Annotated in this window: 10 protein-coding genes; 7 read left to right on the forward strand and 3 right to left on the reverse strand. The window is 51.0% G+C overall.

Annotated elements, in window-relative coordinates:
• Positions 1 to 10 precede the first annotated feature (10 nt).
• Positions 11 to 1,240: a nucleoside recognition domain-containing protein gene (locus ACTRW9_RS12545; RefSeq protein WP_442429607.1), complete on the reverse strand. Its 1,230-nt coding sequence runs from the start codon at positions 1,238 to 1,240 to the stop codon at positions 11 to 13.
• Between the two features lie 134 nt (positions 1,241 to 1,374).
• Here ACTRW9_RS12545 and ACTRW9_RS12550 point away from each other — a divergent pair, with 134 nt between their 5' ends.
• The gene (locus tag ACTRW9_RS12550) at positions 1,375 to 2,145 is read left to right on the forward strand and encodes a formyltransferase family protein (RefSeq protein WP_442429608.1); all 771 of its coding nucleotides are present in this window, start codon (positions 1,375 to 1,377) and stop codon (positions 2,143 to 2,145) included.
• An 18-nt stretch (positions 2,146 to 2,163) separates the two neighbouring features.
• Here the strand turns inward: ACTRW9_RS12550 and ACTRW9_RS12555 are convergent, their stop codons facing one another.
• Entirely contained in the window at positions 2,164 to 3,216 is a 1,053-nt protein-coding gene (locus ACTRW9_RS12555) for an Lcl domain-containing protein (RefSeq protein WP_442429609.1), read from the reverse strand.
• 246 nt (positions 3,217 to 3,462) lie between these two features.
• A complete protein-coding gene (locus tag ACTRW9_RS12560) occupies positions 3,463 to 3,771 on the reverse strand; it encodes a hypothetical protein (protein WP_442429610.1) in 309 nt (102 codons plus the stop codon).
• 481 nt (positions 3,772 to 4,252) lie between these two features.
• On the opposite strand from ACTRW9_RS12560, the gene ACTRW9_RS12565 reads away from it, so the two are divergent.
• The 6 genes from ACTRW9_RS12565 to ACTRW9_RS12590 all read left to right on the forward strand — a co-directional run bounded on the left by ACTRW9_RS12565 (position 4,253) and on the right by ACTRW9_RS12590 (position 14,123).
• A complete protein-coding gene (locus ACTRW9_RS12565) occupies positions 4,253 to 9,577 on the forward strand; it encodes a PAS domain S-box protein (protein WP_442429611.1) in 5,325 nt (1,774 codons plus the stop codon).
• A gap of 647 nt (positions 9,578 to 10,224) precedes the next feature.
• Complete coding sequence (locus ACTRW9_RS12570) at positions 10,225 to 10,431, forward strand: hypothetical protein (protein ID WP_442425242.1); 207 nt, start codon at positions 10,225 to 10,227, stop codon at positions 10,429 to 10,431.
• A 206-nt stretch (positions 10,432 to 10,637) separates the two neighbouring features.
• Entirely contained in the window at positions 10,638 to 10,937 is a 300-nt protein-coding gene (locus ACTRW9_RS12575) for a hypothetical protein (protein WP_442429612.1), read from the forward strand.
• 110 nt (positions 10,938 to 11,047) lie between these two features.
• A complete protein-coding gene (locus ACTRW9_RS12580; protein ID WP_442429613.1) occupies positions 11,048 to 12,346 on the forward strand; it encodes a porin in 1,299 nt (432 codons plus the stop codon).
• A gap of 11 nt (positions 12,347 to 12,357) precedes the next feature.
• The gene (locus tag ACTRW9_RS12585; RefSeq protein ID WP_442429614.1) at positions 12,358 to 13,305 is read left to right on the forward strand and encodes a metal ABC transporter substrate-binding protein; all 948 of its coding nucleotides are present in this window, start codon (positions 12,358 to 12,360) and stop codon (positions 13,303 to 13,305) included.
• Positions 13,302 to 14,123 carry a metal ABC transporter permease gene (locus tag ACTRW9_RS12590; protein WP_442429615.1) on the forward strand — a complete coding sequence of 274 codons (822 nt, stop codon included), beginning with the start codon at positions 13,302 to 13,304 and terminating at the stop codon, positions 14,121 to 14,123. Before ACTRW9_RS12585 ends, ACTRW9_RS12590 begins: the two co-directional genes overlap by 4 nt.
• Positions 14,124 to 14,158 lie beyond the last annotated feature (35 nt).

Here is a 14,158-nt window from a genome sequence, read left to right on the forward strand (position 1 = left end):
GAAGTGAGCCTCAGCCAAAAAACCAGTAGCTGATCACAATGGCGGCAAGGATACCCGCCGCATCGGCCAACAGGGCACACGGCAGGGCGTGGCGTGTCCGGCGTACCCGCACCGCTCCAAAATACAAAGCCAGAACATAAAAGGTGGTCTCGGTACTCCCCTGCATCACCGAAGCCATGCGCCCGGCAAAGGAATCAGCACCGAAGGTCTGCATGGTCTCGATCATCATGCCCCGCGCGCCACTGCCGCTCAATGGTTTCATGAACGCTGTTGGCAGGGCATCGACGAAGCGCGTGTCTCCACCCACGCCCAGCACCAGCCAGCGGATGCCGTCCAGCAACATCTCCAGTGCACCACTGGCCCGGAACACGGCGATCCCCACCAGCATGGCCACGAGATAAGGAACGATCTTGATCGCTACCTCAAAACCTTCCTTCGCACCATCAATGAAAATATCGAACACGTTCTGTTTCTTCCACAGGGCCGAGACCATGAATGCCACGATCACCGTAAATAAAAGGAAATTGCTGAGACGGGCCGACTGTTCCTGCATGGCAACCTGGTCGAGTTGTGAAAAATACAGCACCAGTCCCCCCATCATTGCAACCAGTCCACCCAGATAGGCCAGCAGGACCGGATCTTTCAGGTTGATTTTTTGAACCGCCGCGACGGAAAGCAAGCCAACCAAAGTAGAACAGAATGTGGCCAGCAGAATGGGCAGAAACACGTCAGTGGGATCGGCTGCGCCCTGTTGGGCCCGGTATACGAAAACAGTAACGGGAAACAGCGTGACCGACGAGGTGTTGAGAACGAGAAACAGAATCTGCGCGTTGGTGGCGGAATTCTTTTCCGGATTCAGTTCCTGCAATTCGTCCATCGCCTTGAGTCCGAGCGGTGTAGCGGCATTGTCCAAACCCAGGATGTTGGCGGAAAAATTCATGACCATCGCGCCGAAGGCCGGGTGACGCTCGGGTACATCCGGAAACAATTTGTGGAGAACAGGATGGAGGATGCGGACGAACAGGTCGAGCACTCCGGCTCGCTCGCCGATGCGCATGACCCCCATCCAGAAACTCATGATGCCCACAAGGCCCAGCGCGATCTCGAATGCCACACGGGACATCTCGAAGGTCGCCCCCATGATGGAGACAAAGACGTCCCCCTGACCCCACATGATCCATTTCAAGAGGGCAACCAGGAAGGCGACCAGAAAGAATGAAACCCAGAGAATGTTCAGCAACAGGACGGCTCCGCTCGGGATTGGGGAGGGTGGCGCGACAAACCGGAATCATTGTACCATTCCCGGATTGGAAGCCCCACCGCCTCTGTTATAATTGCACGGACTGAGATTCATAGAGAAACAAAGGAACGCGCATGCAGTCACCCCGGCTCACACTGATCACTGGCAACGACCTGCGGCACGAATATTTTATACGCCGCATCAACGCCCGTCACCCTGTGCAATCTGTTTTTATCGAAAGTAAAAACTATCCCCCCCTTCCGTCCACCACCACCGAAGCCGAAAAAGCGTGGGACTGGTTTTTCCAGCGGCGAAAGGAATACGAAGAGCGCGAGTTTGCCCCCGCCCGCAATTGGCCCGGCGTCAATCGTCCCGTTTATGAACCTCTGCAACCAGACGGATTGAAAAGGGAGGGATTTTTAGAAAAATTGCAATGCACTGCCCCTGACCTGATTCTTCTGTTCGACTGCGGGCTTGTCGGCGAACCAATCATAAACGCTTTTCCCGGCCGCATCCTCAACCTGCATGTCGGACTTACTGAGGAGTATCGTGGTTCATCCTGCAATTTCTGGCCCATTCACGATGAACGCCTGGACTGCCTGGGGGCGACCATATTGAAAATCGATCCTGGCATCGACACCGGCGCCATCCTCGCAAAGGACACGGTGAACATCGACCCCGGCGATGACGAACAGTCCCTGATCGGAAAAACCATCAAGCTGGGAGTGGAACTTATGGAAGGGGTATTGAAGCAGTGGCAGTCCGGCGATTGGCAGGCGCACACTCCGGAGTCACCCGGGGTGTTGTTTCAGCGCAAGGATCTCGGTCCGGAAGCCATGCTGACGGTGCGCCGACTGGTGGAAGGACCGCGCTGGCAACAATTGCTGGCGCAGCATGGCGGGTGACATTCCCGCTAGAAATGTTTATTTCAAATTCCGAACGAGCCGGACGCTCATTGTGGGCCCACCATAATTGAGAGCCTCGGTGCGGCCGTAACCCCCCACAAAAAAGAAATACTTGGCCGAGTCCTCGCCGACCCGTTCGCTCGTCCAGAATCCATATCCCCCGCCGCCTTCAAAGGGCTTCGGGTATCCAACGGGATACTCCTGGTTCCCGTCGAAGGCCAGTTTGGTCCGGTCCGGATCGAAAATGCTTTTATATTCCGCCACCGTTGGTACCCGCCAATCGGAATAACCCGCGTAGTTCCGGGCATTCATTTTTTGCGCCCAATCCATCGCTTCCTGCCAGGAAGTGGGGTACCGTTTTTCAATATTGCGGAAATCGCGCGTCATCCACATCAGGTTGTTAACCGTGTCCAGCGCCGTATGATTTTTATAGGCAATCCAATTGCCCATATTGTTGCTCGAGGCCTGAAGGTCCTGCTGGCGGAGGTATTCCTGATAAAAATTGAAACCAAACCCAAGCCCGATAACGAGGAGGATACCTGCGAACCAGTAGAGGGTGGACCGCTTAAGCTTGTTGATTCGCGCCGTAAGACCGGCCGCCTCACGGACAACCTTGTCTTTCTCGGCTTCCATTTCGTGAAGAGCCAGATCCAGTTGCTCGTTTCTCACCGCCTGTTCATACAACGAAACCCCCTGCTTCGCCACCTTGAGGGCGACGTTGAAATCGACGGGCTTCCTTATGAATCGGTAAACTTCCGCTTTATTGATGATGTCTTCTACAACGTGATCTTCGACCTGTGCGGCGGTGAGCACCCTGACAGTGTTGGGAGAGACACGCTTCACAATTTCAAGAAGTTCCGTTCCACGCATTCCCCGCATGCGTTCATCCGTGAAAACGACCGCGATGGGACCATTGTTTGCCACCATATCCGCCGCTCGCATGGCGCCGTCGCACACTTCAATCTGGTATCCACTCTGGCTGAAAATTTTTTTCGCCGTCGCCAATACCTTCCTTTCTGTATCGACAAAGAGAATTTTGTATTTCTGATTTTGGGTCGTCCCCTGATTCATAATTTCTTGATTCGATCCGGTCTGTCGTTTTAGTATTTTTAGTGTAAGGGATGCTTCCCGAACAACAACTTTTTTTTTGATCACATGGTGACACACCAGGGTGAAAAGAGAGAACGGACGATTCAAAACCGATTTTGCATGGCAAAATTTCTGACAGCAGGGATTCTTTTTACCTTACTCCCCACCTCCCTGTCTGCCCAGCCACCCGAATCTAAATCGGACCCATTCGTTTCCCAGGGCCTGGTTTCATACGACAGGGATTACAAATTGGATGAGGCCCGGAATTTCATCCTCTTCAAAATCCGGAATGACGGGGAAAAAACCATCAGCCATCTCTTTGGCTGGGTGTACCGGTATAATGAAGGGCCTGAGGAGGCCACCGATTTCCAGCTTGTAAACAATCCCCATCAATCCGCCATTCTGGTTGAAGGCGGCCCCCACCAATCCGACAAGGTAGCCCAATGGCGTTTTTCGCTGAATGTCATCGTGCCGGCACAGACCGATGAGCGGTTCATTCTGAGGGTCAGCCCCAAAAGTGTTTTTTACGCACACCACGAACCGGTCCCCGCCCCCACAGAGTGAGGCTAAGTATAGAACTTTCAATAATTTCCTTCCCTCGCGGGCGGTTCATTATCCATTTTCCAAACCGACCGACACCCGAATCGCCCCTCCCCAATTCCATTAACTCCATATAATAAAAGGATTTATGTTATAGCTAAGGGTGCCGCAAGGCCCGGTCTGACAAAACTTCCTCCAACCCTTTCCAAATTTTTTCCGAACCCGGCTAATTTGTTGCTTTTCAAAGTGTTATTAGCTATACTCAGGGTACCCTAAAATAAAAAGTGATCTCACTTTTCATTTGGAGCGGCTCGCCACCGCCCCTGTGAAAAGAGTTCCTTTTCGGCATCTTTCTTGATCTTAAGAAGGAGGGGATGTGAAATGCCTTAAAGGGAACCTTGGACATTGGCCGGGAAAACGCTTCAACCCGTTAGCCCTGTGCACAATGGACAAAGTCCTATAATTTAAGGAAACCTCCATGTCGAAGAAGAATGAGCAAATTGGAGCGCAGGTCGGGGTCACCCTGATCGTTGCCCTTATCCTTTTGTTAGCTTGGGAGTATTTTCTCAAGCCACTCCTCTTTGGGGCTACCCTTTCCCAATCGGGGAATTATTCGGTCTTCCAGCGGTGGGAATTCATAACCGCGTGCCTGGTGATCGTCTGCCTTTCCCTGATCATTCCTTTTCGAAAAATTCGGCAACTCCATGAAGAAGTCAAGCTGGTAGAAGAATCTTTGGCAGGGGAAAAAACCCTCTCCCGCATATTCTTTAGTGTGGACAATTCCATCTTGATTGTCGTGGACACCGCAAACCAGATTATGCAGGTCAATAAAAAAGCTCTCAAGTTTCTTGGCTATAAAGAAGAGGATTTGCTTGGAAAAGACTGGATGGCATTTCTCATCCGCAACAAGGAGCGTGAGGTATTGCGGCGCGAATTCATTGCTTTTGTAAACGACCCGTCGAAACAATTTAAAATGTTCACCACCCCCGTGCATGATAAATCAAACAAGGAGCATAGGGTCGAATGGCAAGCCGCCATGCTGAAGGATGAGCGGGATCAGGTGTATGGAACCATCATTTCCGGGCAGGACGTAACGGCACAGACATCCCTGACAAAGGATTTGGAAACGATCAAATCCAAATATGATCCACAGATCAAAAAACTGACAAACGAGTTGAATGAAAACAAGCAGAAATACCACCAGGAAGCGATCAAAACCGCTCATGCAAAAGCTCGTTTCAAGTTCTGGTTTGACCTGGAAAAAAACCTGCTTTCGTTGAAACCAAGCGATTTATCCAATCAGGATTATTTCAACCAAAAAATGAATCAGGTCCTTGAAGATTACGGAACTCTATCCAATGTGGACCATGGTTTCATCAATTTGATTTCCGAAGACGGTCAAACAATGAACAACACGCACATCTGGGTTTCAGACGAACCTGACATGGAACCTGATTCGGACCCAATCAAATTGTCAACACTTCCCTGGTTGAACCAGAAACTAAACGACAGGGAAGCCTTGCACATACCAAACGTAGGGGAACTGCCCAAGGAAGCAGGCGCTGAAAAGAAATTTCTGAATAAACAGGGAGCGAAATCCCTGCTCCTCGTCCCACTGGTTTCAGATGAAAGCATTTTGGGATGCATTGGTTTCGAAACCATACATGAACAAAAATCTTGGGACTCGGATGAGGTCGAAATACTGAAAATCATCGCCCGGCAAATGTCCAATCTATTACACCCTCCCCAAGGGGCCTCCGGTGGTGCGCCCACTATCGATAATAGTTTCGGCGACCCGGATTTGGACTGGAATGAAGAAGAGCTGGGCCTTGGCTTTGACGAGCCTCTTAAGGATGATGACATCCTGGAACTACAGGGCCGAGTGGGTGAAGAGATCAAAGAACGAATTACCAGTCTTGAAACCGTAAAAACCGAACTTGAGAACAAGCTGAAACTCAGTAAAGCCAGCGAAGCCAATTTGAAATCGGCCCAAACCGAAATGGAAGAAAAACTCCAGACCAAAACCCTGGAGCTGAAAAAGCTGAATAACCTTCTTGAACAGGAAAAGCTGACAAAGCAGAACCTTGAAGAGCAGATAAAGGCTTTACAGGAAAACGAAAACAATACCATTGGGAACGATGAGCAGCTTGAAGCCCTTCAGGCGAAACTGGAGGAAACTAAAAAAGCGAAAGAAGAACTTGAGTCCCAAATATCAAACAAAGAAGAGTCCGCCCACAAAGAACTCGCCTCCAAGACCCAGGAACTTCAAAAACTAAAACAGGCTCTGCAAGATGAAAAGAAACTTCGAGAGGCCCTGCAAAGTCAAAAACCGGGCGAAGCGAAATCCGCACTCGCCACAAACCTGGAAAAACAGCTTTCCAACAAATCCATCGAACTGCAAAAGGTTCAGGCTCAACTTGAAAACGAGTTACGTACCAAAGAAAAACTGGAAGAAAAGGTAAAAATTGAGCACACGGTTTTGGAGAAGAAAATTGCAGACAGAGAAGCGGAAATTGCAGAATTAAAATCGCAATTGGAATCAACGCAAAATTCCATATCGGAAAAAAATTATAAAGCTTCAAAGACACTCACCCAGAAAACCCCTGAAGTAGAAAATAAGAACGAAGCTCAAAGCTTTAAGAAAGAAATCGAAAATTTGAAAGCTCTTTTGGAAGAAAAAACCGTCCAATTGCAGAGTCTTCAAAAAGATTACGAGGAATTCAGGGAAAATGCCCCATCCGAGGAAGAACTGGAAAACCTCCAGTCTCTGGTGGATTCCAAAGATCTGGAAATACAGCAGATTCAAGAGTCTCTGGACGAGGCCCATGTTGCTAAAAACTGGGTGGAAACCGAATATACCCAGCTTAAAAAGGACTTGGAAAAATACAAGGAAAACCTGGAAGTACTGGAAGCTTCCCGGACCCTGTTGGAATCGGATCTGGAGGAACTCCGAGGAATCCAGGACAAACTGGATTTGCAATCAGGTGAACTCAAGGAACTGAAGCATGACATGGGCAATTTGGAAATAGCAAACCAGCAAATGCTAAAAGACCTGGAAGAGAAGAATTACCTGATAGAAGATCTCCAATACCAGAACCAGCGACTGGACAAAGTGGATCTGCCACTTTTCACCATGAACACACAGGGGACCATCATGTCGTGGAACCAGGGGGCCCAGGAATTGACTGGTTACCTGGAAGAGGCCGCCCAAGGGCAATCCTTGAGCTTCCTGTTCCCCCCGGGTGAGGAAATTGAATTGAAGAGAGATGTGCTTGATCCCCTCCAGGAGAAGGGTTCGGCGACTTTGATTCTTCCCCTGACGTTTGGTAATGGTTTGCAGGAAAACTGCCAGAAAGGGTTGATCAGCCTGGCTCTCTTTAAAAACGGAAATGAAGCCAAGGAAGCGTTTGGAGTTCTAGTTGACATTTCTCATGATCCAAAAGCCGATGAAGAAATCAAGCAATTGCGCGCAAAACTGGAAGGGGAATTGCAAAGCTTGAAGGAATTTGCGGAAACGGAAAAACAGGAAGTCAAAAATTATTATGACTCCATCCTGAAAAAGTCCGGGCTGGTTCCCATCATCCTTTCTACAGACTTCAAGATCCTCCAAGTCGGCCCGGATGGGGAATCCAATCTGGGTTGGAACAGGCAGGAGGTTGAAAACCGTAATTTCTTTGAGCACATCATGCCAGGTAAAGATTGGAAAGCGATGGAGAGTACGGCGCAGGAAACGCTAAAAGATAAGGGGATTTATCAGTTTGAAAATCTTACCCCCGCACACGATTCTGAGAAACGAACTCTCCTTTGGAACCTGATATTTGAGAAGGAGGGAGGAAAGGAGAACGCCCCCATCATCGCCATCGCGCAGGACATCCACGAAATGCGCGAACGCGAAAACAATATCAAACAAAGAGAAGCTCTCCTTTCATCCATTATCGACCAGGCGGTGGATGGCTTTGTCACCATTGACGAAAGCGGAATCATCCAGTCAATCAACAGCACGGCAGAAACGATGTTCGGTTACAGCAGCGCGGAAGTTATCGGCCACAATGTCAGTATCCTGATGCCGGAACCTTACCGAAGCGAACATGGAAATTATCTTTCCCGTTATTTGCAAACGGGCAAAAGCAATTTGGTCGGAAAAGAGCCCAGGGAATTTCTGGGTCAACACAAGGATGGCTCGACTTTCCCTATGGAGATCGCAGTACGCGAAATTTATCAGGGTTACCGCCGCATGTTCGTAGGGATCATTCACGACGTCCGCAAACGTAAGGAATTTGAAATCGCTTCCATGGAGAACGAGGAAAAGTTCCGCAAGCTGATGGAAGCAGAGACCGACGCTATTCTGCTTGTCAACCTTTCGGACAACCAGTTACTGGACGGCAATGAAGCCGCAACCAAGCTTTTCGGATACGGCCGGGGTGAGCTGGGTAAACTGAAATACACCGACCTCGTGGTCAACGGGTCCAGTTCAGAATTTTCCGGGGGAACCCAGGGAAGCGCATTGGGCCTGCATCCGCGGAAAAAAAGCAATCTCGCCCACTTTACAAAAAGAGACGGTACCGTTTTTTCTGCACAGGTGGTCATAAGTTCCTTCCTTGTTCAAAACGAAAAGCTGAGCCTGAATATTATAAGAGACGTCACACCGCAGATTCGTGCAGAGGAAACCATTCAGGAAAGTGAGCGACACTTGAACGATATTCTGAACCAGGCTTCCCTGCCCATTTACATCAAGGATATGAACGGGCGTTACCTGCTTGCCAATACGGCGTTTCAGAAACTCTTCCATGTCCGGCGCGACCAGTTAATAGGGAAATCCGACCATGAAATTTTTCCTGCAGATATTGCCGATATACTCTCCGAATCCGATCGGCAAGCACTGGACAAAGGACAGAATGTCGAATCACAGGATTCCATTCTGCACGATGATGGAATCCACAATTACACAATGATCAAGCATCCCATGCGAAATTCGTCCGGCATCCTTTACGGGGTTTGCGGTGTTTTGAACGACAACACCAATCGGAATCGACTGGAGTCAGAACTGGCCCGCATGAAAACCGAGTTTCAGGAAAGAATGGATTACTACCTCCAGTCCATGAACCAGCACCACGAAAAGCAAATTGCTTCAGAACGCTCTGCGGCCGCCACCCAGGTTCTTCTTGGACTTGCAAACCAGATCACCAACCCAATCCAGGGAATTCAGAATATTCTGGAACAGCTCAGTGACCGGGCCGCAATGGAGGAAATACATAAAGGGCTCATGATGGTTGCTCTCAACGAATGCCGCCGCATTGCGGATTTCAGCGAACGGTTACAGCGATGCGAAATCCCTCCGCTTGGGGAACCGGAGGCAATTGACCTTCATGAATTGTTGAGAGAGATTTTGAAGGAACCCAACATCGTTCCTCAGGACGGCTCCATCCGTCTTGAAGAGCAATCCTTTTCAAATTTGAGAACGGTCCAGGGTAATGCGGCGCAATTGAAGCTTGCATTCGAACACCTGTTCCGCAACGCCGTGGAGGCAACTTCTGGCGAAAACGGGAAAATTGTCCTTGCCACCGAACAGCTGGAAGACAAGGTCAAAGTCCATATCCAGGATACGGGTTGCGGTATTCCGGAAGAGATCCGTGATCGTATTTTTGACCCCTTCTTCACCACCAAGAAAGCCGGCAAGCGGGCCGGCCTGGGCTTAATGATGGTGCTTGGTGTGGTCAAAAATCACGGAGGAGATATCGACATTCGCAGTGAAACTGGAAAGGGAACCACAGTCACCCTGACCCTTCCCATGAAACAAAAATAGGCCCGAAAACAAAAACCCCCTGCCGGGTTCAACCGGCAGGGGTTTTTTTTATTGCCTGGAAGACAACTATTCCTTTTGGCGACCGCCCCCCTTCCCCATTCAAATCCGGATTTCACGAGGAAAAAACCCGGTCAATTCAGGCAAATACCACGAATTCGGTTTCGGTTCATTCGGGACTGGATGGCCTGCAAAACAGGGGACGGCACCTGCTGCGGTGGTGGAGAAGAAAGGCCGTCCCGGATTTTCAGGGATTCCGCCAGGCTAAGCGGTTTGGCCCAAAAAGCTTTATCCCAAAGGGGTTTTGGAGATTTCGAGGTCATAAATTTTTAAAAATTCCGGTTGAGATTCCGCCTAGATTCATAGATTTAGATTCAAAAAATAACCGTTTGTTTCGCCCAAATCAAGCATTTCGGCAAATTTTTTAGTCCCCCTCCCCCGCTTCCCCGCAAAGCGGATGGCTGATTTAAAATTAAAATTTTTTAATATTCCTTTAACCCTTATTTAATTCTCAATTCTTATTATGACAATAGATAAAGGGGGGACTTCATATTCTGTCCCGCGCAATCATTTAAATCATAAAGTACCCGGCCCCGACTGCCGGTAACAAATAAATCAGGCTCCGCCCACCTAAGCTGAAGGAGGTAATCATGCTATATCCGGTTAAAGTCTTCGGTCGCAACGGTAAATTAAAAAAAGAAGTATCCACGCAGGCCCTCAGCAAAAAATACTGGGAAAGCTTTTTCGATCCGGAAAAGAAAAACCTCCAGATCAAGCCGAAAGACGTAAATCGCAAACTACTGAACGAAATGTACGGTGGGCTGGAATACGAAGACCACTTTTACAGCGAAGATTGATTTTCTCCAGAGTCCAATCCTGCCAAGGACAGGGCTCACTCCTCCCCAGAGGTCAGGCCCCTCTCTTCCACAGGAAGAGGGGGGTTTCTCTTTTCAGGCCCCTTCCCCTGCACCGTCTCCATTATCTTTTTTTCATTTAAGCCGAATCCTTGTACGAGGGCGTGCATCTTAAGCGCAACCCGGATAGTCCGGTAAAGGACATTCTCATGACGACAAAAAGCCTCATTCGAAACCAGAAGTTTCTATGGACCGCACTGTTCACCTTGTGCTTTGCGACCATGGTGGGCTTTTCTCCCTACCTGCACAGTCATGAATTTGACCTGAAAGACCTGCATCAGGATTGCTCTCCCTGCCACTTTTCACATTCCAATGCGGGGCTGATCCCCACCCTCGCACCGTTGAATGTGGATTTTGGTACCGTTTCCCAGATCATTTTCTACCAGGAAACGCATTCCAAGCTAATCTCCACCCGCCACTCCGGAAGAAGCCCTCCCCTTCACTCCTGAACATTCAAGGTTTTTGATCCACGATCATTCACCGCAACGCCCGTGCTGCGACCGGCATTTCCGGACGCGTGGCATTCCCTGCGTGTTGCAAACAAATTCAGGAGTTTTGCATGAATCCGCTCAAGCTCTCCGTTATGGTGTGGAGTGCCTGCCTGCTGGCGAGTTCCGCCTGGGCCCAGGAAGCAACCACCGATACGGAAACGTACAAACTCGAACAACAGATCAAACGACTGGAACGGCGCATCAAAAAGCTGGAGACCCAGCCATCCGGGCCCACCGCGCCGCAACAGGCCCCCGGCACCCAGCCATCCGGCACCACCACGCCGGATATTTACAAGAATCTGCCAAAAGGAACCGGCAGTTCCGCCGACTCCTCATTCTCCACCGCCACAGGGTTGTCGAGGTTTTTCAACCCGGCCATATCCGTCAACGGCCTGTTTCTCGGACAGTACAGGTCCATTGGAAACGCCGATCCCAACAACGAAAACTCGACCGGCTTCAAAATCCAGGAGATGGAACTTCAATTCACCGCCAACGTAGACACCTATCTCCGCGCCAATTTCCGTGCCACTTTCGAAGGCGACGAAGTGGGAATCGAGGAATCCTTCATTGATGCGTTGCTGATGGACAGGCTGGCTCTTCGTGCTGGAAAATTTTATACCAGCTTTGGCAAGCACAACCTGCTTCACACCCATCAGTTTCCATTCATTGACCAGCCCCTGGTCAATGAAACCCTGTTTGGGGACGAAGGCCTGCTTGAGGTCGGCGTGGGAACCAGTTATCTTGTACCGGTGCCCTGGTACTCGGAAGCCATATTTCAAGTGGTCCAGGGAGACAATGAACTTCAATTCAATGGTCCATTGAATAACGATTTTCTCTATCTGGCACACCTGAAAAACCTGTGGGACCTGGACGAGGAAACCACGCTGGAATTGGGAGGCTCCTTCGCCACCGGACGCAACCAGGCGGGAGCCCAGGCCGGTTCCGGGCGCGGCCGCACCAACCTGGTGGGAGGCAACATGACGGTCAAATGGAATCCCGCCAAGCGGTCGCGTTACAAAACACTCATCTGGCAGACGGAGTACATCGGCTCCTTTCAGCAGACCGGCACCAATCCCGTCACCAACGTCGCCAACCCGGACCTCAACCGGGGCGGCATGTACAGCATGGTGCAGTACCAGTTTCTGGAACGCTGGTGGGTGCAGGGCCGTTACGACTACGTCGGCTTCCATCAGCCGCAACACTTTGACGACTCGTACCGCTGGTCCGCGCTCGTCGGTTACGTGCCGAGCGAGTTCTCCGCCATCCGCCTGCAGTACAATTATCTCGACCAGGGATTCTCGGAGGAACAACAGGTACTGTTGCAGTTGAACTTCTCGATGGGTTCCCATCCCGCACACACGTATTGAGGAAGAATACGATGAGAGGAGACGGCAACTCACAATCGTACAAATATCGGCTTCCAGTGGCGGTTTTCGGGATCGCGCTCCTGCTTTTGCTGAGCGCGGTCCCGGCCCACGCCGCGATGAAGGTCGTCACCACCACCGAGGACATTGCATCGCTTGTCCGCGAGGTGGGTGGAAACCGTGTGGAAGTCGCCAGTCTCACACGCGGCTATCAGGACGCGCACTTCGTGCAGGCCAAACCGAGCCTCATGGTCACCCTGCACGATGCGGATCTCCTGATTTACCAGGGGCTCGATCTGGAGGTGGGCTGGTTGCCCCTGTTGATCCAGGGAGCGCGCAATTCAAAAATCCGGTTCGGCGAACCGGGCCTGCTCGACATGTCGCTGGCTGTCGATCCCATCCAGATACCCACAGGTCCGGTGGACAGGTCGATGGGCGATGTCCATCCCTTCGGCAACCCACACTACACGCTGGATCCGGAAAACATAAAACCCATGGTGTTCCTGCTTGCAGATCACCTTGCCAAACTCGACCCGGAACACGAAAGCGAATTCGAATCCAACCGCGACCGGTTTGTGAAGCGCTTCAAGGAAAAACTCAACCAATGGAAGCGAATCATGGACCCGGTTAAAGGGGCACGGCTCGTCACCTACCACCGTACATGGGATTACTTTCTTCAGCGGTTCGGTATCGAATCGATCGGTACCGTCGAGGTGAAACCCGGGGTCCAGCCCACTCCCGCTCACCTCGCCCAACTGGCGGAGAAAATGAAATCGCAAAAAGTGACGATCATTTTACAGGCCAGTTATTACCGTCTTCGTTTTTCAGAGCTGCTTGCAGGAAAAACCGGAGCGCGTATCCTCAGCCTGCCTCCGGGGGTTGGGGGCGTGCCTGAAGCCCGGAGCACAATCGATTTTTTCGACTTTCTGGTTCGCCAGATAAACGGAGCCCTTCAACCATGACCGGATTCTTCACTTTCATGGCCGCACCTGCCGCCGGATGCATCATTCTCGCCCTTGTCTTCACTTACTTCGGTTTGCATGTGCTGAAACGCGAGGTGATCTTTGTCGATTTGTCTCTCGCCCAACTGGCGGCGCTGGGGGCGACACTGGGTTTTGCACTGGAATGGGATGCCCACTCATGGGGGGCGCAAGGACTCTCCCTGCTGTTCATTCTCATGGGGGCCTTGTTTTTTGCACTGGTCGAGTACCGCTTTCCCGAAGTGTCCCAGGAAGCGGTGATCGGTATTGTGTATGTTGTCGGCGCGTCGCTCGCCATCATCATTGCCGACCGTGCGCCGCATGCCGCGGAACACATCCAGTTCATGCTGAACGGCTCCATTCTATGGATCACCTGGACAGGAGTCCTCACCCTGACAGCAACCGCCGGCATCGTCGGCCTGCTCGCCTGGAAATGGAGGAAGTCGATTGAAACCTGGTTCGACCGAAAAACCGCCGACGCCGGGTCCTACCGCCGTGCCTTGTGGGATTTCGTGTTTTACGCCCTGCTCGGTTTGGTGATTGCCGTGTCGATCAAAACCGCAGGCATCTTCCTGGTGTTCACCCTACTCATCATACCGGCGGTTTGTGCCACGTTGTTTGCCAATACCCTGTACCGTCAATTCGTTTTGGGATCGGTGATTGGTGTGGTGGGAAGCCTGGCCGGACTGGCATTGTCTTTTTCACTGGATGTGCCGACCGGTGCGATGATTGTTGCCACCTTCGGGGTGTTGTTTGTTGCCGCCTTGGGAGTGCGATGCTTTCAAAACAACCGGGCATAAAAAAAGGCGGGGCCAAAGCCCCGCCTGCAGATTTG

Origin of the sequence: Nitrospina sp. 32_T5 (assembly GCF_052156635.1) — a bacterium.
Classification (GTDB): Bacteria; Nitrospinota; Nitrospinia; order Nitrospinales; family Nitrospinaceae; genus Nitrospina.

Coding starts and splice junctions, on each gene's coding strand:
- ACTRW9_RS12565 (WP_442429611.1), top strand. CDS start 4,253: ATGTCGAAGAAGAATGAGCAAATTGGAGCGCAGGTCGGGGTCACCCTG.
- ACTRW9_RS12570 (WP_442425242.1), top strand. CDS start 10,225: ATGCTATATCCGGTTAAAGTCTTCGGTCGCAACGGTAAATTAAAAAAA.
- ACTRW9_RS12575 (WP_442429612.1), top strand. CDS start 10,638: ATGACGACAAAAAGCCTCATTCGAAACCAGAAGTTTCTATGGACCGCA.
- ACTRW9_RS12580 (WP_442429613.1), top strand. CDS start 11,048: ATGAATCCGCTCAAGCTCTCCGTTATGGTGTGGAGTGCCTGCCTGCTG.
- ACTRW9_RS12590 (WP_442429615.1), top strand. CDS start 13,302: ATGACCGGATTCTTCACTTTCATGGCCGCACCTGCCGCCGGATGCATC.
- ACTRW9_RS12550 (WP_442429608.1), top strand. CDS start 1,375: ATGCAGTCACCCCGGCTCACACTGATCACTGGCAACGACCTGCGGCAC.
- ACTRW9_RS12585 (WP_442429614.1), top strand. CDS start 12,358: ATGAGAGGAGACGGCAACTCACAATCGTACAAATATCGGCTTCCAGTG.
- ACTRW9_RS12555 (WP_442429609.1), bottom strand. CDS start 3,216: ATGAATCAGGGGACGACCCAAAATCAGAAATACAAAATTCTCTTTGTC.